The sequence below is a fragment of the Microbacterium karelineae genome (assembly GCF_009745985.1).
Taxonomy (GTDB): domain Bacteria; phylum Actinomycetota; class Actinomycetes; order Actinomycetales; family Microbacteriaceae; genus Microbacterium; species Microbacterium karelineae.
This window is the reverse complement of record NZ_WFIX01000191.1, coordinates 285,893-308,093: the sequence shown is the minus strand read 5'-3', so window position 1 is coordinate 308,093 and position 22,201 is coordinate 285,893. Positions and strand designations below refer to the sequence as shown.

22 protein-coding genes are annotated in these 22,201 nt (G+C 70.3%); 15 read left to right on the top strand and 7 right to left on the bottom strand.

Features of this window, described 5'->3' with window-relative positions; translation table 11 throughout:
• Positions 1–101: 101 nt before the first annotated feature.
• The gene (locus tag GB932_RS17935) at positions 102–851 is read right to left on the bottom strand and encodes a CPBP family intramembrane glutamic endopeptidase (RefSeq protein ID WP_231916293.1); all 750 of its coding nucleotides are present in this window, start codon (positions 849–851) and stop codon (positions 102–104) included.
• A 238-nt stretch (positions 852–1,089) separates the two neighbouring features.
• Between GB932_RS17935 and GB932_RS17930 the strand changes: the two genes are divergently transcribed.
• From GB932_RS17930 to GB932_RS17885, 10 genes are all read left to right on the top strand, one after another.
• Positions 1,090–2,700 (top strand): peptide ABC transporter substrate-binding protein, encoded by a 1,611-nt coding sequence (locus tag GB932_RS17930; protein WP_156762269.1) that lies wholly within the window; start codon positions 1,090–1,092, stop codon positions 2,698–2,700.
• A 97-nt stretch (positions 2,701–2,797) separates the two neighbouring features.
• On the top strand, positions 2,798–3,727 hold the full coding sequence (locus GB932_RS17925) for an ABC transporter permease (RefSeq protein ID WP_156762056.1): 930 nt from the start codon (positions 2,798–2,800) through the stop codon (positions 3,725–3,727).
• A complete protein-coding gene (locus tag GB932_RS17920; protein ID WP_156762055.1) occupies positions 3,717–4,658 on the top strand; it encodes an ABC transporter permease in 942 nt (313 codons plus the stop codon). The genes GB932_RS17925 and GB932_RS17920 overlap by 11 nt, the downstream gene beginning before the upstream one ends.
• Positions 4,655–6,313 carry a dipeptide ABC transporter ATP-binding protein gene (locus GB932_RS17915; RefSeq protein WP_156762054.1) on the top strand — a complete coding sequence of 553 codons (1,659 nt, stop codon included), beginning with the start codon at positions 4,655–4,657 and terminating at the stop codon, positions 6,311–6,313. Before GB932_RS17920 ends, GB932_RS17915 begins: the two co-directional genes overlap by 4 nt.
• Positions 6,314–6,384: 71 nt before the next feature.
• A complete protein-coding gene (locus tag GB932_RS17910; RefSeq protein ID WP_156762053.1) occupies positions 6,385–6,936 on the top strand; it encodes a PH domain-containing protein in 552 nt (183 codons plus the stop codon).
• A gap of 84 nt (positions 6,937–7,020) precedes the next feature.
• The gene (gene typA, locus GB932_RS17905) at positions 7,021–8,925 is read left to right on the top strand and encodes a translational GTPase TypA (RefSeq protein WP_156762052.1); all 1,905 of its coding nucleotides are present in this window, start codon (positions 7,021–7,023) and stop codon (positions 8,923–8,925) included.
• Positions 8,926–8,939: 14 nt separating this feature from the next.
• Positions 8,940–9,329, top strand: coding sequence for a histidinol dehydrogenase (locus GB932_RS17900; protein WP_156762051.1), 390 nt, complete (start codon positions 8,940–8,942; stop codon positions 9,327–9,329).
• 48 nt (positions 9,330–9,377) lie between these two features.
• Complete coding sequence (fdxA, locus tag GB932_RS17895; RefSeq protein ID WP_110588660.1) at positions 9,378–9,698, top strand: ferredoxin; 321 nt, start codon at positions 9,378–9,380, stop codon at positions 9,696–9,698.
• Between the two features lie 4 nt (positions 9,699–9,702).
• Positions 9,703–10,815 (top strand): succinyldiaminopimelate transaminase, encoded by a 1,113-nt coding sequence (gene dapC / locus GB932_RS17890; RefSeq protein WP_156762050.1) that lies wholly within the window; start codon positions 9,703–9,705, stop codon positions 10,813–10,815.
• Between the two features lie 150 nt (positions 10,816–10,965).
• On the top strand, positions 10,966–12,261 hold the full coding sequence (locus GB932_RS17885) for a citrate synthase (protein WP_231916291.1): 1,296 nt from the start codon (positions 10,966–10,968) through the stop codon (positions 12,259–12,261).
• Positions 12,262–12,319: 58 nt separating this feature from the next.
• Here the strand turns inward: GB932_RS17885 and dapD are convergent, their stop codons facing one another.
• Positions 12,320–13,273 carry a 2,3,4,5-tetrahydropyridine-2,6-dicarboxylate N-succinyltransferase gene (gene dapD, locus GB932_RS17880; RefSeq protein ID WP_156762048.1) on the bottom strand — a complete coding sequence of 318 codons (954 nt, stop codon included), beginning with the start codon at positions 13,271–13,273 and terminating at the stop codon, positions 12,320–12,322.
• 56 nt (positions 13,274–13,329) lie between these two features.
• Between dapD and dapE the strand changes: the two genes are divergently transcribed.
• The 3 genes from dapE to GB932_RS17865 all read left to right on the top strand — a co-directional run bounded on the left by dapE (position 13,330) and on the right by GB932_RS17865 (position 15,918).
• The gene (gene dapE, locus GB932_RS17875; protein ID WP_156762047.1) at positions 13,330–14,400 is read left to right on the top strand and encodes a succinyl-diaminopimelate desuccinylase; all 1,071 of its coding nucleotides are present in this window, start codon (positions 13,330–13,332) and stop codon (positions 14,398–14,400) included.
• Positions 14,382–15,647, top strand: a complete 1,266-nt coding sequence (locus tag GB932_RS17870; protein ID WP_156762046.1) for a hypothetical protein — start codon at positions 14,382–14,384, stop codon at positions 15,645–15,647. Before dapE ends, GB932_RS17870 begins: the two co-directional genes overlap by 19 nt.
• A 97-nt stretch (positions 15,648–15,744) precedes the next feature.
• Entirely contained in the window at positions 15,745–15,918 is a 174-nt protein-coding gene (locus tag GB932_RS17865; RefSeq protein ID WP_156762045.1) for a DUF3117 domain-containing protein, read from the top strand.
• Between the two features lie 33 nt (positions 15,919–15,951).
• On the opposite strand, the gene GB932_RS17860 is transcribed toward GB932_RS17865, so the two are convergent.
• Positions 15,952–16,599: an O-methyltransferase gene (locus tag GB932_RS17860; RefSeq protein ID WP_156762044.1), complete on the bottom strand. Its 648-nt coding sequence runs from the start codon at positions 16,597–16,599 to the stop codon at positions 15,952–15,954.
• 64 nt (positions 16,600–16,663) lie between these two features.
• Here GB932_RS17860 and GB932_RS17855 point away from each other — a divergent pair, with 64 nt between their 5' ends.
• Positions 16,664–17,047 carry a twin-arginine translocase TatA/TatE family subunit gene (locus tag GB932_RS17855; protein WP_156762043.1) on the top strand — a complete coding sequence of 128 codons (384 nt, stop codon included), beginning with the start codon at positions 16,664–16,666 and terminating at the stop codon, positions 17,045–17,047.
• Between the two features lie 6 nt (positions 17,048–17,053).
• On the opposite strand, the gene GB932_RS17850 is transcribed toward GB932_RS17855, so the two are convergent.
• The 3 genes from GB932_RS17850 to GB932_RS17840 are packed head-to-tail and all read right to left on the bottom strand — an operon-like array spanning position 17,054 to position 20,005.
• Positions 17,054–18,202 (bottom strand): Mrp/NBP35 family ATP-binding protein, encoded by a 1,149-nt coding sequence (locus GB932_RS17850; RefSeq protein ID WP_156762042.1) that lies wholly within the window; start codon positions 18,200–18,202, stop codon positions 17,054–17,056.
• 1 nt (position 18,203) lies between these two features.
• A complete protein-coding gene (locus GB932_RS17845) occupies positions 18,204–18,722 on the bottom strand; it encodes a DUF1003 domain-containing protein (protein WP_156762041.1) in 519 nt (172 codons plus the stop codon).
• A complete protein-coding gene (locus GB932_RS17840) occupies positions 18,722–20,005 on the bottom strand; it encodes a magnesium transporter MgtE N-terminal domain-containing protein (protein ID WP_156762040.1) in 1,284 nt (427 codons plus the stop codon). The genes GB932_RS17845 and GB932_RS17840 overlap by 1 nt, the downstream gene beginning before the upstream one ends.
• Before the next feature lie 117 nt (positions 20,006–20,122).
• Here GB932_RS17840 and GB932_RS17835 point away from each other — a divergent pair, with 117 nt between their 5' ends.
• Positions 20,123–20,800: a YflT domain-containing protein gene (locus GB932_RS17835; RefSeq protein WP_156762039.1), complete on the top strand. Its 678-nt coding sequence runs from the start codon at positions 20,123–20,125 to the stop codon at positions 20,798–20,800.
• On the opposite strand, the gene GB932_RS17830 is transcribed toward GB932_RS17835, so the two are convergent.
• Entirely contained in the window at positions 20,785–22,194 is a 1,410-nt protein-coding gene (locus GB932_RS17830) for an aminopeptidase P family protein (RefSeq protein ID WP_156762038.1), read from the bottom strand. The two genes, GB932_RS17835 and GB932_RS17830, sit on opposite strands and share 16 nt — an antisense overlap.
• Positions 22,195–22,201: the final 7 nt, after the last annotated feature.

Genomic DNA, 22,201 nt, shown 5'->3' with positions numbered 1-22,201 from the left:
TGTGGAAACGCTGCCAGCACCGGCGTCGAATGCTCCCAACCCTTCATCTCTGGCACGAATCCGCGTGGATTCCCGCGCGGAGATGTGCCAGAAATGACGGGTCAGGGGAGGTAGGGGGCCGCGAGGGGGTAGCCGACGAATGCGAAGGCGTCGAGGAGCGTGTGCGCGAGGACCAGCGGCATGACGCGGCGCCATCGCAGGTACACCCAGCCGAAGACGAGGCCCATCACGACGTTGCCGAGCGCCATCGCCGGGCCCTGATACAGGTGGTACGCGCCGCGCAGGATCGCGACGGCGACGAGGATCCGCCACGTGCCCCAGCCGAGCGCCCCGAGGCGCTCGCCGAGGTAGCCGTTCAGGATGACCTCCTCGAGCAGGCCCGCCCGCACGGCCGAGAGCAGCAGGAGGGGGATCGTCCACCACGCCGCGTCGAGTTCGGCCGCCTGCACCTCGAGCGTCAGACCCGCGAGCCGGCTGAGCGCGTAGAGCGCGAGGCCGGGGATCCCGATGGCCGCGAGCAACAGCACGGCGACGCCGACGTCGCGCCCAGGGCGCGAGAGGTCCAAGCCGATCCGCCGGAGGGCGCTGCGCCCCGGCTCCCGCAGCAGGTACACGACGAGCGCGACGAGCGCGACGTCGAAGAAGACGTCGAAGACGCGGTAGATCGCGTCCCAGATCGCCGCGTCCGCCCGCGAGGGGTTCAGCGCCGTCACCTGGTCGGCGAGCGCGGCGTCGCGGGTGAGGGATCGGACGAGGGAGAGCACGGAGTACACGGCCGACTGTCCGATCGACAGGGCGAGCACGATCCCGATCTCCCACGCGAGTCGCGTGCGGGAGGGCGAAGCAGTCACGCGTGACAGCGTGCCACACGAGCGCTCTGGCGCGGATCCACCTCGGCGCCGCCGTTGAGCAGATTGCGAAGCCAGTGGCGAGCTGGATAAATCCTGTGTAACGGTTCGAGGAAATACTTGGTGCACTCTTCGTGAACGCATAGAGTCACACCACAGTCCGCGCCCATCTTCGGGGTACCCGGCGGACCGTAACAGATCCCTTCTTCAAGGAGCACACGTGAAGCGCAACAGGATCGCCATGACTGGCGTCGCCGTGCTCGGTGCCGGGGCACTCGCCCTCACCGGCTGCGGCTCGAGCGACACAGGAGACGAGACGACCGAGGAGCCGACGAGCGGCAGCACGCTCGAGTTCGGCCTCGCCTACAACGCCGACGGCGGCCACCAGGCCTGGGTCGACGCGGTCGCGAACTCGATCTCGGGCACACTCGGCATCGACGCCGTCGGCGTGCCCTACCCCGACTTCGCGGGGCTCCGCGAAGAGGTCACGAACCGCACGATCGAGAGCGCCTTCCGCACCGGCTGGCAGGCCGACTACCCGGGCCTGTACAACTTCCTCGGCCCGATCTACGCGACCGGCGCCGGTTCGAACGACGGCGACTACTCGTCGGAGGAGTTCGACTCGCTGCTCGCAGAGGGCATCTCGACGGAGGACCCCGACGCCGCGAACGCCCTGTTCCAGCAGGCGCAGGAGGTCCTCCTCCAGGATCTCCCCGCGATCCCGCTGTGGTACTCGAACGTCGTCGGCGGCTGGAGCGAGAACGTCGAGAACGTCCAGTTCGACTGGCACTCCGTCCCGATCTTCAACGAGATCACGAAGGACGACGGCGTCATCACCGCGAACGGCTCCGAGCCGCAGAACCCGCTGATTCCCACGAACACCAACGAGGTCGGCGGCGGCAAGATCCTCGACGCGACCTTCGCCGGCCTGATCTCGTATCAGGCCGACGGATCCGTCGAGAACGACGTCGCCGAGGAGATCACGGTCGACTCGCCGACGCAGCTGACGGTGAAGATCCGCGAGGGCCTCACGTTCACGAACGGCGAAGAGGTCACCGCCGACAACTTCATCAACGCGTGGAACTACGGCGCGGCGCTCGACAACGCGCAGCTCTCGAGCTACTTCTTCGAGGACATCGAGGGCTTCAGCTGGGACGAGAACCACGATGAGCTGTCGGGCCTCGAGCAGGTCGACGACTACACGTTCACGATCACGCTGAACAAGCCGGCCGCCGACTTCGCGCAGCGCCTCGGCTATTCGGCCTACTACCCGCTGCCCGATGTCGCCTTCGAGGACATGGAGGCCTTCGGCAACGCGCCCATCGGCAACGGCCCGTACATGCTCGATGGCGAGAACGCGTGGGAGCACGACGTCCGGATCGACCTCGCGGTCAACCCCGACTACGACGGTCCCCGCACCGCGGAGAACGACGGTCTGCGGATCACGTTCTACGCGACGCAGGACACGGCGTACGCCGACCTGCTCGCGGGTGAGCTCGACGTGCTCGACGCGGTCCCGGACTCGGCGTTCGAGACCTACCAGGACGAGCTCGGCGACCGCTGGGTCAACGACCCGGCCGCGATCTTCCAGTCGTTCACGATCCACCAGGAGCAGGAGCACTTCGCGGGCGAGGAAGGGCAGCTGCGCCGCCAGGCGATCTCGATGTCGATCGACCGCGAGGCGATCACCGACGTGATCTTCCAGGGGACGCGCACCCCCGCGAGCGACTTCACCTCACCCGTCATCGACGGGTGGAGCGACGCCCTTGCCGGCGCCGAGGTGCTCGAGTACAACCCCGAGAAGGCGATGGAGCTCTGGGAGCAGGCCAACGAGATCAGCCCCTGGGAGTGATCCGACCGCTCTGACCGACCGCTGACACGAGGCGGTGGCGAGAAGCCACCGCCTCGTGTCATGTCGCGTTCTCTTCTCTCGGTAAGGAGGCCAGAGGGTGGCTATCTACATCCTCAAACGGATCCTGCAGGTCATCCCCGTGTTCCTCGGGGCGACGCTGCTGATCTACTACATGGTGTTCGCAATGCCCGGCGACCCGATCGCCGCGCTGTTCGGCGACAAGCAGCCGCCTGAGGCGCTGCTCAACCAGCTGCGTGAGCGCTACATGCTCGACCAGCCGTTCATCATCCAGTACCTGCACTATCTCGGCGGCATCTTCCGGCTCGACTTCGGGATCGGCTTCAACGGCCAGCCCGTGCTCGACACGCTGATCCGTGCGTTCCCCGTCACGCTGCGGCTCGCGGCCGAGGCCGTCGTGCTCGCCTTCGTGCTCGCGATCGTGATCGGCGCGGCGTCGGCGCTGCTGAAGAACTCGATCTTCGACCACGCCATGCTCGTCATAGCGCTCGTCTTCGTCGCCGTGCCGGTGTTCGTGGTCGGCTTCTTCGCCCAGTTCGTCTTCGGGGTGCAGCTCGGATGGTTCAGCCCCAGCGTGGGCGAGAACAACGGCTGGAGCGGGCTGATCCTCCCGGCGATCACCCTCGGGTTCAGCATCTACGCCTCGAGCATGCGCCTCATGCGCTCGTCGACGATCGAGACGCTCGGCCAGGACTGGGTGCGCACCGCCTACGGCAAGGGGCTCCCGCGGCGACGGGTCATCCCCGTGCACGTGCTGCGGAACTCGCTCATCCCGATGGTGACGGATACGGGCACACAGTTCGGCATCCTCATGGTCGGCGCGACGGTGACGGAGACGATCTTCAACGTCCCCGGTGTCGGCTTCACGCTGTTCACCGCGATCCTGAAGCACGAGACCCCGACGATCGTCTCCTTCGTGACGATCTTCGTCGTCGTGTACGTGCTCATCAACCTGCTGATCGACCTGCTCTACGGTCTTCTCGACCCGAGGATCCGCTATGTCTCGTAACTCTCATTTCGTCGCCCCCGTGGCGGATGCCGAGGTGGTCGTCGACCAGGTGCGCGTCGACGAGAAGCGCAGCAACCTCTGGCTCGACGCGTGGCGCGATATGCGCGGGCGCCCGCTGTTCTGGGTGTCGGTCGTCGTGGCGCTCATCGTCGTGGCGATGGCGGCGTTCCCGTCGATCTTCACGAACGTCGCACCCGCCGGCGGCGCCTGCAACCTCGCGAACAGCAACGGCGGCGCCTCGGCGGGGCATCCGCTCGGATTCACGCGGCAGGGCTGCGACATCTGGTCGCGCCTCGCGTGGGGCGCCCGCACCTCGGTCGTCGTCGGCCTGCTCGCCACGATCATCGGCACCGTCATCGGTCTCGTCATGGGCGCCTTCGCGGGCTTCTACGGCGGATGGCTCGACTCGCTGCTCTCGCGCGTCGGCGACATCTTCTTCACGATCCCGTACATCATCGCGGCGATCGTCGTGATGACGGTGATGCCGGCGGAGCAGCGCACGATGCTGACCCTCGCGTTCGCGATCGGCGGCTTCTCGTGGGCATCCACGGCGCGCATCGTGCGCGCCGAGATCCTTCGGGTGAAGCAGTCGGACTACGTCATGGCGTCGATCGCGATCGGTCTGAGCCGATTCAAGACGCTCGTCGTGCACGTGCTCCCGAACTCGATGGCGCCCGTGATCGTCGTCGCGACGATCGGGCTCGGCAATGCGATCGTCGCCGAGTCGGTGCTCGCGTTCCTCGGCGTCGGCCTCGGCGGCAACATCGTGTCGTGGGGCGCCGACATCGGCCAGGCGCAGACGACGATCCGCACCGCGCCGATGGCGCTGTTCTGGCCGTCGCTCGCGCTGACCTTCGCGGTGCTGTCATTCATCACGCTGGGCGAGATCTTCCGAGACGCCCTCGATCCGAAGGCGAGGGCCGAGCGATGAGCAGCCAGCCACTCCTGTCAGTCCGCGATCTGCGGATCTCGTTCGGCCACGGGAAGAAGCAGACCGAGGTCGTGCACGGCGTCGACCTCGACGTGTACGAGGGCGAGACGGTCGCGATCGTCGGCGAGTCCGGATCGGGCAAGTCGACGACGGCGACGGCGATCATCGACCTCCTCCCCGGAACGGGGAAGGTGACGGGCGGATCCGTGACCCTCGATGGTCGCGAGCTCACGACCGCATCGCGGCGGCAGATGGAGTCCCTCCGCGGGCGGGAGATCGGATACGTCCCGCAGGACCCGATGTCGAACCTCAACCCCGTCTGGTCGATCGGCTTCCAGGTGAAGGAGACGGTGCGGGCGAATGGGCTCGCCTCGGGGCGGAAGGAGGTCGAGCGGCGCGCGATCGAGGTGCTGAAGCAGGCCGGGCTGGCCGACGCCGAGCGACGCCTGCACCAGTTCCCGCACCAGTTCTCGGGCGGCATGCGCCAGCGCGCCCTCATCGGCATCGGCCTCGCGGCGGATCCGAAGCTGCTGATCGCGGACGAGCCGACGAGCGCCCTCGATGTGACGGTGCAGCGGGTGATCCTCGATCACCTCGCGTCGCTCACGCGCGAGAAGGGCACATCGGTGCTCTTCATCACGCACGACCTCGGCCTCGCGGCCGAGCGCGCCGACCGCATCATCGTGATGAGCCGCGGCGAGATCGTCGAGTCGGGCCCCAGCCGCGAGATCCTCGAGGATCCGCAGCACCCGTACACGCGGCGGCTGGTCGCCGCCGCGCCGAGCCTCGCCTCGAAGCGGATCCAGGCGACCGTGATCGAGAACGACGCGATCCAGTCGACGACCGCCCTCACGGGCCAGGCGCCGGTGGTCGAGGTCGAGCACCTCGTGAAGGACTACCGGATCCGCACGGGCGGCCTCCGCAGCGAGCCGTTCCGCGCGGTCGACGATGTGTCGTTCCAGATCCCGAAGGGGCGCACGCTCGCGCTCGTCGGCGAATCCGGGTCCGGCAAGTCGACGGTCGCGAAGATGGTGCTGCAGCTCGAGAAGGCGACGAGCGGATCCGTCCGGATCGAGGGCCGCGACACGACCGAGATGACGAGTCGCGACGTGTTCGAGCTGCGCGGGCGCATGCAGCCGGTGTTCCAGGACCCGTACGGTTCGCTGGATCCGATGCGGTCGATCGGGGCGCTCATCTCCGAGCCGCTGAAGATCCACGGCGTCGGCGACCAGTCATCTCGGCGCGAGCGGGTCTTCGACCTGCTCGAGCAGGTGGCGCTGCCGCGCGAGCTCGCGTGGCGGTATCCGAACGAGCTGTCGGGCGGCCAGCGCCAGCGCATCGCGATCGCGCGGGCGCTCGCGCTCAAGCCGTCGATCGTCGTCCTCGACGAGGCGGTGTCGGCGCTCGACGTGCTCGTGCAGGACCAGATCCTGAAGCTCCTCGCGGAGCTGCAGGAGGAGCTCGGGCTCACGTACCTGTTCATCACGCACGATCTCGCGGTCGTGCGCGTGGCGGCCGACCTCGTCTGCGTCATGGAGCAGGGCCGCGTCGTCGAGCAGGGATCCGTCGACCGGGTGTTCCAGGATCCGGAGCAGGAGTACACGCGTCGCCTTCTCGACGCGATCCCGGGCCGCGATCTCGCGCTCGGCGCCTGATCCGACCCGCCGTCTGGGCGTCCACCCCGCACGGGGTGGGCGCCCAGCGCCCGTTCCGTAGGCTGGGGCGCATGCCCGATTCCGCACGCACGCTCGTCTTCCGCTCCGTCATCGGCTGGGTGTGGCTCGGCATCGCCGCGATCGTGTGCGCCTATCTGCTGATCGACATGGCCGTGCGCGCCGGCGCGTGGGACGCGTTCCTCGTCGCGCCCTGGCTCCTGGCGATCGTCTGGGTCGTGTGGGTGTTCCAGGTCATCCCGCGCGTCGAGGCCGATGAGGACGGGGCGCGGCTGTTCAACGTGCTGCGCATCGTCGAGCTGCCGTGGTCCGCCGTCGCCGGCGTGCGCCTGCGCTACAGCGCCGAGTTCACGCTGCACGACGGAGCCCGTATCACCGCGTGGGGCGGATCCTCGCGCCGCATGCACCGCTCGCTCAAGCGGGCATCGGAGGATCCCGCGGAGGTGGAGGTCGAGCAGCTGCAGCGCCTGCACGCGAACGCGGCGGGCGGATCCGGAACCGCGACGCGCAGGTGGGACGTGCGCGCCGTCGTCGCCGGCATCGCGATCGTCGTGTGGATCGCGTTCTCGCTGATCCAGACGGGCGGCTTCTCCTTCGGGGTCTGAGCCGCCCAGCAACCGGCCACGGGCGAGGCGATAGGATGGACTGCCCCGGTTCCGGGGCAGTCATCAACCCAGAAGGACCCCTTCATGGCGCTCGCCCACCGTTCAGATCTCCGCAACGTCGCGATCGTCGCGCACGTCGACCACGGCAAGACCACCCTGGTCGACGCCATGCTGCGGCAGACCGGGTCGTTCGGCGACCACGAGCACGTCGACGAGCGCGCCATGGACTCGAACGATCTCGAGCGTGAGAAGGGGATCACGATCCTCGCCAAGAACACGGCGATCACGTACAAGGGCGTCCACACCGATGTGCCGGTCACGATCAACGTGATCGACACCCCCGGCCACGCCGACTTCGGCGGCGAGGTCGAGCGCGGCCTGTCGATGGTGCACGGCGTCGTGCTGCTCGTCGACGCGTCGGAGGGCCCGCTGCCGCAGACCCGCTTCGTGCTGCGCAAGGCGCTCGAGGCGAAGCTCCCGGTGATCCTGCTCGTCAACAAGACCGACCGCCCCGACGCGCGCATCGAGGAGGTCGAGGGCGAGGCCCAGGACCTCCTGCTCGGCCTCGCGGGAGACCTCGCCGACGACGTGCCCGACCTCGACATCGACGCGCTGCTCGACGTGCCCGTCGTGTACGCCTCGGGCCGCGCCGGCGCCGCGAGCCGCAACCGCCCGGCCGACGGCTCCCTTCCCGACAACGACGACCTCGAGCCGCTGTTCGAGGCGATCCTCGAGCACGTCCCCGCCCCGTCCTACGACGACGAGGCGCCGCTGCAGGCGTGGGTCACGAACCTCGACTCGTCGTCGTTCCTCGGCCGCCTCGCGCTCCTGCGCGTCTTCAACGGCACGCTCAAGAAGGGCCAGACGGTCGCCTGGGTGCGCCAGGACGGCACGACCCGCAACGCGCGCATCACCGAGCTGCAGATGACGAAGGCGCTCGACCGGTACCCGGCCGAGCAGGCCGGCCCCGGCGACATCGCCGTGATCGCGGGCTTCGAGGACATCATGATCGGCGAGACGATCGCCGACCCCGAGGACATCCGCCCGCTCCCGCAGATCACGGTCGACGAGCCGTCGATCTCGATGACGATCGGCACGAACACATCGCCGCTCGTCGGCAAGGTCAAGGGGCACAAGCTCACGGGCCGCATGGTCAAGGACCGCCTCGACCGCGAGCTCATCGGCAACATGTCGATCCGCGTGAACGACATCGGCAAGCCCGACGCGTGGGAGGTGCAGGGCCGCGGTGAGCTGCAGCTCGCCATCCTCGTCGAGAACATGCGCCGCGAGGGCTTCGAGCTCACGGTCGGCAAGCCGCAGGTCGTCACGCGCAAGGACGAGAACGGCAAGACCACGGAGCCCTACGAGCACCTCACGATCGACGTGCCCGAGGAGCACCTCGGATCCATCACGCAGCTGCTCGCGGCGCGCAAGGGCCGCATGGAGTCGATGACGAACCACGGCACGGGCTGGATCCGCATGGAGTTCATCGTCCCGTCGCGCGGCCTCATCGGCTTCCGCACGCAGTTCCTCTCCGTGACCCGCGGAACGGGCATCGCGAACGCGATCTCCCACGGCTACGGCGAGTGGGCCGGCGAGATCGTCGCGCGCCAAGCGGGATCCATCGTCGCCGACCGCGCAGGAGCCGTCACGCCGTTCGCGATGATCGCCCTGCAGGAGCGCATGTCGTTCTTCGTCAAGCCGACGGAAGAGGTCTACGAGGGCATGGTCGTCGGCGAGAACTCGCGCGCCGACGACATGGACGTGAACATCACCAAGGAGAAGAAGCTCACGAACATGCGCTCGGCCACCGCCGACTCGTTCGAGGCGCTGACGCCCCCGCGGATCCTCTCGCTCGAGGAATCGCTCGAGTTCGCGGCCGAGGACGAGTGCGTCGAGGTCACGCCCGAGGCCGTGCGGATCCGCAAGGTCGTCCTCGACCAGACCCAGCGCGGCCGCGACGCGGCGCGCCGCAAGCGCCAGGCCTGAGGCCCGCCGCACCGATGCCCACGAGCTGGCCCGCGCGCGTCGTGACATGGATCCTCGCCCTCGCGGCGGGGGTCGTGTTCGGCGTCGCGGGCACCATCTCGCATCCCCTCATGCTCGGCTGGGCACCGGTCGGGATGGTCGTCGCCGCGGTCGGATGCCTCGGGCTCGTGCTCGCGATCCGACTGCTCATCGAGGACAGGGGAGCGGTGCTCGCCTGCGGCCTCGGCATGCTCGGCGCGCTCGTCGTGTTCTCGGGGCGCGGGCCGGGTGGATCCGTCGTGGTTCCGCAGGCGGCCGAGGGCGAGTTCCCGTTCGGGATCACGTGGTCGATCGTGCTCACCGCCATCGTGCTGATCGTCGCGGCGTGGCCGCGGATCCGCACCGGTAATGCGCCGAAACACTAAGGCTCGCCTTCGCGGCGCGCGTGCCATCCCACGCGTAGAATCGTCGATGTGACTTACGTGATCGCCCTTCCCTGCGTGGACGTCAAAGACCGCGCCTGCATCGATGAGTGCCCGGTCGACTGCATCTACGAGGGCGAACGCAGCCTCTACATCCACCCCGACGAGTGCGTCGACTGCGGCGCCTGCGAGCCCGTGTGCCCCGTCGAGGCGATCTACTACGAGGACGACCTCCCCGACGAGTGGGAGGACTACTACAAGGCGAACGTCGAGTTCTTCGAGGACGTGGGCTCGCCGGGCGGCGCCGCGAAGGTCGGCGTGATCGCGAAGGATCACCCGGTCATCTCCGCGCTGCCGCCGCAGGGCGAGTAGCGCGATGGCGATCGGCGACCTCGACGACTATCCGTGGGACAAGGTCACGCCGTACCGAGATCGCGCCGCGCGGCATCCTGATGGCATCTGCGATCTGTCGATCGGATCGCCCGTCGATCCGACGCCGACGATCATCCGCGACGCCCTCGTCGCGGCGACCGACGCGCACGGCTATCCGACCGCCGCGGGAACCCCCGAGGTGCGGGCCGCGATCTGCGCGTGGTACGCGCGCCGCCGCGGCGTGCCGGGCCTCGAGGAGCGCAATGTGCTCCCGACGATCGGATCCAAGGAGCTCGTCGCGCTGCTGCCGACCCTTCTCGGGCTGAGGGAGGGCGACATCGTCGTGCACCCTCGTGCCGCGTACCCGACCTACGACGTCGGCGCGCGCGTCGCGGGCGCGACTCCCGTGCCCGCCGACGACCCGACCGAATGGCCCGAGGGCACGAAGCTCATCTGGATCAACTCGCCCGGCAACCCGGACGGGCGGGTCTGGGATGTCGACGGTCTGCGCGCCGCCGTGGTGCGCGCTCGCGAGCTCGGCGCCGTGCTCGCGAGCGACGAGTGCTACGCGGAGCTCGGCTGGGACGGCCCGTGGGCATCGGAGCCGGTCCCGAGCGTGCTCGACCCCCGCGTCACGGGCGGCTCGCGCGAGAACCTCCTCAGCGTGTACTCGCTGAGCAAGCAGTCGAACCTCGCGGGCTACCGCGCGGCGTTCCTCGCGGGCTGTGCCCGCGTGGTCGCCCAGCTGCTGAAGAACCGCAAGCACCTCGGCCTCATGCCGCCCGCCCCGGTGCAGCACGCCATGGCGGTCGCGCTCGGCGACGACGCGCACGTGGCGCAGCAGCGCGAGGTCTACCGTGCGCGGCGCGAGGTGCTCAAGCCCGCGCTCGAGGCGGCGGGCTTCCGCATCGACGGCAGCGAGGCGGGGCTGTACCTCTGGGCGACGGAGGACCGTGACGCCTGGGAGTCGATGGGGCGTCTCGCGGATCTCGGCATCCTCGCGGGTCCCGGCGTGTTCTACGGCGACTTCTTCCCGCGCCACGTGCGACTCTCGCTGACGGTGTCGGACGAGCGCGCCCGCGCGGCTGCGGATCGACTGCGCGCCGCCGCCCGCTGAGGCTTCGTAGGGTTCCACAGGGGTCATGCGGAGAAGACTGCCGATTTTCACAGTTGCCCCCGTCGGCCGGTAGGCTATGGCGGGATGTCCGCAGAACCCGCGGGCGAATCCACCGCCAGTTCGAAGACATACAACCCACGAGGAGGCGCCGTGAGCGAAGCGGGACACCTGCCGGAGAAGGCCACGCTGATCGTCGGTGACAAGACGGCTGAATTCCCGGTTCTGCCGGCCGTCGACGGGAAGCCCGCGATCGACGTCTCGACGCTCTCGAGGCAGACCGGCTACACCGCTCTCGACTACGGCTTCGTGAACACGTCGTCGACGAAGTCCGACATCACGTACATCGACGGCGAGGCCGGGATCCTGCGCTATCGCGGATATCCGATCGACCAGCTCGCCGAGAACGCGAGCTTCCTCGAAGTCGCCTGGCTGCTCATCTACGGCGAGCTGCCGACAGCCGACGAGCTCGCCGAGTTCGACGACAAGATCCGTCGCCACACGCTGCTCCACGAGGACCTGAAGCGCTTCTTCTCTGCGCTCCCGTCCGGTGCGCACCCGATGGCCGTCCTGTCGTCGGCGACGTCGGCGCTCTCGACGTACTACGAGGGCCAGTCCGACCCCGAGAACCCCGCGCACGTCGAGACGAACATCATCCGACTGCTCGCGAAGCTGCCGGTCATCGCGGCGTACGCGCACAAGACCTCGTCGGGACAGGCCTTCCTGTACCCCGACAACTCGCTCGGCTACGTCGAGAACTTCCTGCGCCTCAACTTCGGCAACATGGCCGAGCCGTACGAGGTCGACCCGGTCATGGCGCGCGCGCTCGAGCGGCTGCTCATCCTCCACGAGGACCACGAGCAGAACGCCTCGACCTCGACCGTGCGCCTCGTCGGCTCGACGGGCGCCGACCAGTTCGCGTCGATCTCCGCCGGCATCCAGGCGCTGTCGGGCCCGCTGCACGGCGGCGCCAACGAGGCCGTGCTGAAGATGCTCGGCCAGATCCGCGACTCCGGCGAGGGCGTGCAGCGCTTCGTCGAGCGCGTGAAGAACAAGGAAGACGGCGTGAAGCTCATGGGCTTCGGGCACCGCGTCTACAAGAACTATGATCCGCGCGCCAAGATCGTCAAGCAGTCGGCCGACGAGGTGCTCGCGGCGCTCGGCGTCAGCGACCCGCTGCTCGATCTCGCGAAGGAGCTCGAGGAGCTCGCGCTGAGCGACGAGTACTTCCAGGCACGCAACCTGTACCCGAACGTCGACTTCTACACGGGCGTCATCTACAAGGCGATGGGCTTCCCGCTCCGCGTCTTCACGGTGCTGTTCGCGATCGGCCGCCTGCCGGGATGGCTGGCTCAGTGGCGCGAGGGCAACCTCGACCGCCAGGGCAAGATCGGACGCCCGCAGCAGCTGTACACGGGGGCGCCCGAGCGCCGCTACCCCGGCGCCTGACGCCTCAGATGACGAAGGCCGCCTCCCGATGCGGGAGGCGGCCTTCGTCGTGCGCGAATCAGGCGTGCAGGGTCTCGTTGAGCGTGACGCCGACGCCCGAGCGCCTCCGCGCCTCGATGGATCCGGTGACGGAGTTGCGGATGAACAGCAGGCCGTTCACGCCGGACAGCTGGGCGCCCTTGACGATCCGGGGTGCGCCGTCCGCCGTCTTCGGCTCGTCGGCGAGGACGATCTTCGTGCCCGCCGTCACATAGAGGCCCGCTTCGACCACGCAGTCGTCGCCGAGAGAGATGCCGAGGCCCGCGTTCGCCCCGAGAAGGGTGCGCTCGCCGATCGACACGCGGTGCGTTCCGCCCCCGGAGAGCGTGCCCATGATCGAGGCGCCGCCGCCGACGTCGGAACCGTCGCCCACGATGACGCCCTGGGAGATGCGGCCCTCGACCATCGATGAGCCGACCGTGCCCGCGTTGAAGTTCACGAATCCCTCGTGCATCACGACCGTGCCGTGGGCGAGGTGGGCGCCGAGGCGGATCCGCGATGCGTCGGCGATGCGCACGCCGTCGGGCAGGACGTAGTCGGTCAGGCGGGGGAACTTGTCCTGCGCGTACACCTGGATGCCGGCGCGGCGCAGCGCGGGGAGGTTCGCGGCGGCGAACTCGGGGGTCGTGGGCCCCGCGTTCGTCCACGCATTGTTCGGGAGGTGCGCGAAGATGCCGTCGAGGCTCACGGTGTTGGGCGCGACGAGCAGGTGGCTGAGCGCGTGCAGGCGGAGGTAGGCGTCGCTCGTGGAGGCGACGGGCGCGTCGAGGTCGGCTTCGATCGCGACGACCTCCGTCGTCACGCCGCGGCGCTCGTCGGGCCCGGCCTGCGCGGCCAGGGACGCGCGCTCGGCGTCCACGTCGCGGCCGGAGAGCGGGGAGAGGGCGGGAGAGGGGTACCAGGTGTCGAGAACGGTGCCGTCGGCCGCGATCGTCGCGATTCCGACGCCGGATGCCCAGCGCGTGTCAGTCATGGGAACCAGGCTACCGAGGGTCGGCGACATCCCTCGCGCCGAATAGGCTGGGACGCATGCTCGATCTCACCGCGTCGTCCCCCGACATCACTCGGACCATCTGCGACATCCCCAGCGAGTCGGGCGACGAGAGGGCGTTGGCCGACGCCGTCGCGGCGGCGCTGGCCCCGTGCGCGCATCTCGAGATCGTCCGCGACGGCGACGCCGTCATCGCGCGCACCCACCTGGGGCGCGCCCAGCGCGTCGTCATCGCGGGGCACCTCGACACCGTCCCGATCGCCGACAACCTGCCGACACGCGATGTGTCGGAGAACGACGAAGCCCTCATCTGGGGGCGCGGCACGGTCGACATGAAGGCGGGCGTCGCGGTGCAGCTGAAGCTGGCGGCCGAGCTCACGGAACCCGCATACGACATCACCTGGGTCTGGTACGACCATGAGGAGGTCGAAGCGACGAAGAACGGGCTCGGGCGCATCTCCCGGACCCGCCCCGAGCTGCTCGCCGGCGACTTCGCGATCCTCGGCGAGCCGTCGAACGGCGGCATCGAGGGCGGATGCAACGGCACGCTGCGCGCCCTCGTGCGCACGACGGGGATCCGCTCGCACAGCGCGCGCGCCTGGATGGGGGAGAACGCGATCCACTTCGCGGCGCCGATCCTGCAGAAGCTCGCGGGGTACACGGCGAAGACGGTCGAGGTCGACGGACTCGCGTATCGCGAGGGCCTCAATGCCGTGCGGATCTCGGGCGGCGTCGCCGGCAACGTGATCCCCGACGCCTGCGAGGTCGAGGTCAACTTCCGCTTCGCCCCGGACAAGACCGCAGATGAGGCCGTGTCGTACGTCCGGCGCCTCTTCGACGAGTACGAGGTCGAGATCACCGACCTGTCTCCCGGCGCACGCCCCGGGCTCGACGCGCCCATCGCGCAGTCGTTCGTCGCGGCCGTCGGCGGGGCGCCGCAGCCGAAGTACGGATGGACGGACGTGGCCCGCTTCAGCGCCCTCGGCATCCCCGCGGTCAACTACGGTCCCGGCGACGGGCAGCTCGCGCACCACGATGAGGAGCGTGTCCGGATCAGCGAGATCGAGGACGTCGAGCGGGGCCTGCGCGGATGGCTGACGGGCGCCTGACCGCGCAGACGGTCGCCGCGCGCTGGGCGCTCCTTCCGGCCTGGGCGCGCGTCCTGGCCGTGTACGCGGCCGCGCGCGTCGTCACGACGATCCTCGCGGTCGCGAGCGCCGCCCTCGCCCCCGCGGACGGGCGGCACGGGCCGGATCCGTCCCTGCTCGACTACGTCGTCGGGTGGGACGGCGCCTGGTATCGCGAGATCGCGCTCAACGGCTACCCGACCGAGCTGCCGACCTCGGGCGGCGAGGTGCAGCAGAATGCGTGGGCGTTCATGCCGCTCTTCCCCGCCATCGCGCGGATCTTCGCGGCGCTCGTCCCCGACGCCGGCTTCGGATCCGACGACATCTGGGCCGTCGCGAACGCCTGGGGAGTGTGCGCGGGCTTCATCTCCCTCGCCGCGGGATACGGCGCCTGTCTCGCTCTCCACGCGCTCCTCGCGGACCGGATCGGCGCGGACGCCGCGCTCTGGGGCGTCGCCTTCGCGGCCGCCGGCCCGCTCGGCCTGCTCTTCCACGTCGCGTACGCCGAGGCGCTCTTCCTCGCGCTCGCGATGGCGGCGCTCGTCTGCCTCGCGCGGCGCCGCTGGTGGCCGCTCTACGCGCTGATCCCCGCCATGGGGTTCACGAGGCCGGGCGAGCTCGCGCTGCCCCTCACGATCGCGCTCGTCGGGATCTGGCGGCTCCTGAATCGCCGCGACGACCCGATCCGCCGCGCCGAGGTCGCGCACATCCTGTCGCTCGGTGCCCTGGGCACGATCGTCGGCTTCGCCTGGCCCGTCATCGCGAACACCGTCACAGGGGATCCGTCGGCGTATTTCGCGACGGAGCTCGCGTGGCGGCGCGGCTGGCTCCCCGGGGAGGCGGCGGGCTTCGTGCCCGGCGAGGGTTGGCTGCAGGGCGCCGCCGTCTGGGCACGGATCTGGGGGATCCCCGAGTGGGCGGGATACGCGATCCTCGCGAGCGTCGCCGCCGGGGTCATCGCGCTGTTCTTCACGCGGAGCGTGCGGTCGCTCGGGGTCGAGGCGCGCCTGTGGTGCGCGAGCTGCCTCGTCTATCTCGCGCTCGTGCTCTTCCCCCAGTCGAGCACGCTCCGGCTGCTGATGCCGCTCGCGCCTCTGTGGGGCGCCGTCGCGGTCGCGCTGCCGCGCGCGTGGGCGCGGCTGCTTGTGCTGCTCGCCTGCACGGCGGCGCAGTCCGCCTGGATCCATGGGATGTACGGGCACGGGAATACGTACTACCTCGTGCCGTGATCCGCGCCGCATGCCGCGACATTCGCGCGATTCGCGGGGAGGCGCCGATCGCCTGGGCGATAGACTGATCGAGACCAATCAGGAAGGGGAGCCACCTATGGCTGCTATGAAGCCGCGCACCGGAGACGGACCCATGGAGGCCGTGAAGGAGGGGCGCCTCATCATCGTCCGCGTGCCGCTCGAGGGCGGTGGACGCCTCGTCGTATCGGTGAACGACGAGGAGGCGAAGGAGCTCCACAGCGTGCTGGCTGCCGCCGTGGGCGCAGCCTGAGCTGCCTCTCGCCGATCGGAGGGCCGGATCCCGTCAGGGGGTCCGGCCCTCCGCCATGCGGGCGGTCGTGATCTGCAGCAGGCCCTCGTCGAGCGTCGAGATCGCCGAGACGACCGATCCGGACCCGAGGGTCTCGGTGATGAGGCCTCGCAGGTCGGAGGTGCGCTCGTCGCGGGCGACCGGATCCGCGACCCGCCCGCCGGCGAGCACGCGCGGCACGAGGACGGTTCCGCCCGGGCGCGCGAGGCGCAGGCCGTGCGCGACGTAGTCGATCACGTTCTCGGCGTCGGCGTCGATGAGCACGATGTCGTATGCCGCCTCGTTCATGCGGGGGAGGACATCGGCGGCGCGTCCCGTGATGTACCGCACGCGCGACGACGACGCGCCCGAGGCGGCGAAGGCGGCGCGCGCCGCGGCGAGGTGCTCCGGCTCCGTGTCGATCGTCGTGAGGACGGCCTGCGGCGCCCCGTGCAGCAGCCAGAGGCCGGACACGCCGGCGCCCGTGCCGATCTCGATCATCGTGCGGGCGCCCGACGCCGCGGCGACGAGCGCGCACTGCGAGCCGACCGTCGCGCTCACGGGCGCGGCACCCAGCTCGAGCGCGTTCTGCCGCGCGCGTGCGATGTGATCGGGCTCCACGATCGCGTCGTGGACGAAACGTGCGACAGCGCTCTGGGTCATGCCACCCAGACTACGGCCACCGCGCTGTCATTCAGCCCCGCCGGTCGGCGCTAATCTGAGAAGCATGTTCAGCGGGTTCGCGATCGAGAAGGTCGTCCTCATCGCGGTCATCGCGGCGATCCTCATCGGCCCCGAGCGCCTCCCGCAGGCGGCGGAGTGGCTCGGCCGCACGACGCGCCGCGTGCGCGACTACGCCCGCGGCGCGCGCTCGCGCGTCGAGGAGGAGATGGGCGAGGAGATGGGCGACGTCGACTGGAAGAAGCTCGATCCGCGCCAGTACGATCCCCGCCGCATCATCCGCGAGGCCCTGCTCGACGACGATGCGCCGGCGGCCGCGACGTCCGCGCCGGCGGCGTCGGCCGCGGTCCCGAGGCCGCGCACGGCCCCGCTCGTCGCGAAGGCGTTCTCGGCCGACGAGCCGCCGCCCTTCGACGACGAGGCGACCTGAGCGCCCCTACCTCGTCCGCACGGGGAGCTTGCGCCCCGCGAGCGAGCCGCGGCCCGTCTCGACGACGCGGTCCGCGAGGGTCTCGATCGCCCGGGCGCCCGGATCCTCGGGGTGCGCGACGACGATCGGCTCGCCCGTGTCGCCGTCCGAGCGCAGAGCGGGGCTGAGGGGGATCGAGGCGAGCACGGCGACGTCGTCGCCCTCCGCCGAGAGCGCACGCGCGACCTCGGCGCCGCCTCCGGATCCGAACAGGTCCATCGTCGTCCCGTCGGGCATCGTCATCGCCGCCATGTTCTCGACGACGCCGATCACCCGCTGACCGACCTCGCGCGCGACCAGGCCGGACCGGATCGCGACGTCCGACGCGGCCGCCTGGGGCGTCGTCACGACGAGGACGTCGGCGCCCGGCAGCAGGTGGCCCGCGGAGATCGCGATGTCGCCGGTGCCCGGCGGCATGTCGAGGAGGAGGACGTCGAGATCCCCGAAGAAGACGTCGGTGAGGAACTGCTGCAGGGTCCTGTGCAGCATCGGCCCGCGCCACATGACCGCGCCGGGCGTCGAACCGTCCGACTGACGCAGGAACATGCCGATCGAGATCGTCTTCACGTCGTGCGCGACGGGCGGGAGGATGAGGTCGCCGACCTGGGTCGGCGACGGCGCCTCGCCGTCGACGACGAGGCCGAGAAGCTGCGGGATCGAGAATCCGTGCACATCCGCGTCGACGAGGCCGACCTTGAGGCCCCGGCGCGCGAGCGATACGGCGAGGTTCGCCGTCACGGTCGACTTGCCGACGCCGCCCTTGCCGCTCGTCACGGCGATCACCCGAGTGAGGGTGCCCTCGCCGAACGGGTTGCGCTTCTGCGGGCCGCGCAGGCGCTCCGTGAGAGCCTGACGCTGCGCGGGCGTCATCACCCCGAGCTCGATCGTCGCGTGACCGGGGCCGGCCACGGCCTCCGCGGCCTGGCGCACCTCGCGTTCGATCCGGTCGGATGCGGGGCATCCGACGATCGTGAGGGCGATCTCGACGCGGACGTCGTCTCCCGTCGCGGTGACGTCGCGCACCATGTCGAGCTCGGACAGAGGGCGCCGCAGCTCGGGATCGGTGACACGGCCGACCGCCTCGCGCACCCGATCGGCCAGGGGAGCGGATGTCATCTCAGCGGGTCTCCGATCGGGCGGGGTCGTCGTCGCCGTCGAGGTCCCGCAGCGCGCGCGCCAGCTCGTCGCGCAGCGCCTCCCGTGAGAGGGCGCTCTTCTCGAGCGACTCGAGGGTGAGGCGCAGCGAGACGATCTCGCGCGCCAGGTACTCCGTGTCGGCGAGGTTGCGCTCGGCGCGCTGGCGGTCGTTCTCCAGCTGCACTCGATCGCGGTCGTCCTGGCGGTTCTGCGCGAGCAGGATGAGGGGCGCCGCGTACGACGCCTGCAGCGACAGGATCAGCGTGAGGGCCGTGAATCCGATCGCCGCCGAGTCGAATCGCCACGCCTCGGGGGCGATCGTGTTCCACGCCATCCACGCGAGGCAGAACAGCGTGAGGATCACGAGGAACCAGGGCGTGCCCATCGCGCGCGCGATCCATTCGGTCGCGCGGCCGAACCGATCGCTGGCGGCCGGGCTCTCTTCGCCGAGGCTCGGCCGACGGCCCCGGAGGAAGCCGCGACCCGTCGAACGCGCCATCAGCCGCCCACCGTCCGGATCGTGCCGGTCATGGTCGCGATGGGCTCGTCCTCGTCATGCGAGCGCCAGTCGTCGGGCAGCAGCGAGTCGAGGATGTCGTCGACCGTGACGACGCCGAGGAGGTGGTGAGCGGAGTCGACGACCGGCATCGAGACGAGGTCGTAGCTCGCGAGCCGCCGCGCGACCTCGGCGCCGGGCGCCTCGCCGAGGACGGGGTCGATCGAGTCGTCCAGGATCGCGCCGATCCGCTCGTGAGGGGGATAGCGCAGCATGCGCTGGAAGTGCACGGCGCCGAGGTACCGACCGGTCGGGGTCTCGTACGGCGGCAGCGTGACGAACACGCTCGCCGCGAGGGCCGGGTGCAGCTCGTGACGGCGGATGAGAGCGAGCGCCTCCGCGATCGTCGCGTCGGCGGGGAGGATGATCGGCTCGGTCGTCATGAGCCCACCGGCGGTGTCGGCGCCGTATCGCAGGATGAGGCGGACATCGTCGGCCTCCTCCGGCTCCATCATCTGCAGGAGCTCCTCGCTGCGCTCGTCGCCGAGCTCCGCGAGCACGTCCGCCGCGTCATCGGGATCCATCGCGTCGAGGACGTCGGCGGCGCGCTCGTCGCCGATGGCCTCGAGGATCTGCACCTGCTCCTCCTCCGGCATCTCCTCGAGGGCGTCGGCGAGGCGCTCGTCGCTCAGCTCGGCGACGACCTCGATCCGCCGCTCGTCGGGAAGGTCGAGGAGGGTGTTCGCGAGGTCCGCCGGGCGCAGCTCGGCGTAGGTCTGCGCGAGCTGCTCGGCCGATTGGGCCTCGCCTGGCGCCTTCTGCTCGCGCACCTGCGACCAGCTCGCGAACGTCGTCGGCCCCTTGGAGAACGGGGAGCCGCCGGTGCGTGGGCGGCGGAGGAACAGCTGTCCGATCGCCCACTCGCCGAGGCGATTCGGCTCGATGCCGACGTCTTCGATCGTCGCCTGACCCGATCCGTCGCGCATGTCGACGCGGCGGCCGATGATCTCGGCGATGATGCGGCGCTCGTCGGCGCGCGGCTGGAAGCGGCGCACGTTGATGAGGCCGGTCGTGATGACCTGGCCCTGGGCGATCGACGTCACGCGGCCGATCGAGACGAACACCTGGCGTCGCCCCGGGATCTCGAGCACGAGGCCGATGACGCGGGGCGCGCCGGAGCTCCGGTACACGATGACGACATCGCGCACCTTGCCGAGCCGGTCGCCCGCCGGATCGAAGACGGGGCATCCGGCCAGACGTCCGACGAAGACCCTCTGCGTGCTCACGTCACCAGCGTAGTCGCGCGAGCCCGGGGCGAGACGAGCGACGGACGGATCCGCTCTCACAGGCCGTGCATAGCCGGCGCATGGGGAGCGTCGTCCCTCGCGTGGGACAATCGGGCCATGAGCATGTTGAACGCCGCCGCACCGGTGCCCGAGGTCGGCGAGACCGTCGCGACCTACGCGAAGTACGAGGGCGCGCAGAAGGCGGTGTCGAAGCTGATCGAGCAGAACATCCCCGCTCGCGACATCGCGATCGTCGGCAGCGCGCTGCGGTCGATCGAGAAGGTCACGGGCCGCCTCGGCTGGGCGCGCGCCGCGTGGCAGGGGGCGCTCAACGGCGTCATGATCGGTCTGCTCTTCGCCGCGTTCACCATCATCTGGATGCCGCAGCTCGACATGGCGATGATCGGCGGGATCCTGCTGATCGGCGTGGGCTTCGGAATGCTGTTCCGGATCCTCACCTATTCGATCGTGCGCCGCCGCCGCGACTTCGCGAGCGTCATGACGGTCTCGGCCGATCACTACGAGGTCGCGGTCTCGCGCGAGCACGTGACCGAGGCGCGCCGCCTGCTCGGCACGACGAAGCCGCGCACGCAGGTGGTCGCGCCGCCGTCGAACGAGCCGCCCCGGTACGGGATCCGCGTGACGGATGCGCCCCGCCAGGCCGCGCCCGCGGAGCCGGCCGCGCCGTCGGAGCCGCAGGCGCCCGCGACCCCGGAGACGGGAGCGGGCCCGGCGGATCCCGATGGATCCGCCGGGCCCGACGAGCCGCGCGAGTCGTCTCAGCCGCGCGACTGAGCGATCCACGCTTCGATCTCGTCGGCCGTGCGGGGCATGTCGCCGGAGAGGTTGACGGGCCCGTCCTCGGTCATGAGGATGTCGTCCTCGATGCGCACGCCGATGCCGCGGTACTCCGGCGGAACGGTCTCGTCGTCGATCTGGAAGTAGAGGCCCGGCTCGATCGTGAACACCATGCCGGGCGTGATCTCGCCCTCGTAGTACATCTCGCGGCGCGCCTGGGCGCAGTCGTGCACGTCGAGGCCGAGGTGGTGGCTCGTGCCGTGCACCATGTAGCGCCGCTGCTGGCCGCCCCGATCGGCGTCGAGGGCCTCCTCGGCGGTCACGGGGAGCAGGCCCCATTCGGCGGTGCGCTGCGCGATGACCCGCATCGCCGTGTTGTGCAGCTCGCGGAACCTCATGCCGGGGCGCGCGGCCGCGAACGCCGCATCGGCCGCCTCGCGCACCGTCTCGTAGATCTTCCGCTGGATCGGGGTGAACGTTCCGCTCACCGGCAGGGTGCGCGTGATGTCGGCCGTGTAGAGCGTGTCGACCTCGACCCCCGCGTCGATGAGGATGAGGTCGCCGGGGAGGACCCCGCCGTCGTTGCGCGTCCAGTGGAGGTAGCACGCGTGGGGGCCGGACGCGGCGATCGTGTCGTAGCCCTCCCAGTTGCCGTCGCTGCGCGCGCGCAGGTGGAACACGCCCTCCACGACCCGTTCGCCGCGCGGGTGCTCGATCACCCGCGGCAGCTCGCGCACGATGTCGTCGAAGCCGCGCGCCGTGGTCTCGACCGCGAGGCGCATCTGGGCGATCTCGTACTCGTCCTTGACGAGGCGCAGCTCGGCGACGGCGCTCGTGAGCCCGTCGTGCTCGTCGACGACGAGGTCGTCGGATCCGGGGCGGTGGTTCGCGAGGTCGTCGGTCGCGATCCCGAGATCGGCGGCGACCGCCGCGAGGGAGGGCCGGGGCCCGACCCAGAACTCGCCGATCGCGGCGTCGCGGTAGAACTCGGCCGACTCGCGCGTCGCGCGGTCGCGCACATAGAGCGTCACGTCGTGCCCATCGCCGGACGGCTCGAACACGAGCACCGAGTCGGCCACGGCGTCGGCGCCCCAGCCGGTCAGGTGCGCGAACGCGGAGTGCGCACGGAACGGGTAGTCGGTGTCGTTGCTGCGCTGCCTGAACTCGCCCGCGGGGATGACGAGCCGCCGGCCCGTGAACTGCGCGCTGAGGAGCTCCCGGCGGCGGGCCGCGTACGGCGCGACGTCGCGCGGCGCGGGAAGCGTCTCCGGGCGGTCGGCCCATCCGGTGGAGATCGTGTCGAGGAAGCCCTGGGGGAACGGCTGGCGGCGGTTCGTGTTCGAGTCCGTCGTCGCCGTGCTCTGGTCGGTTGTATCGCCCGTGGAAGTCATGCTCCCA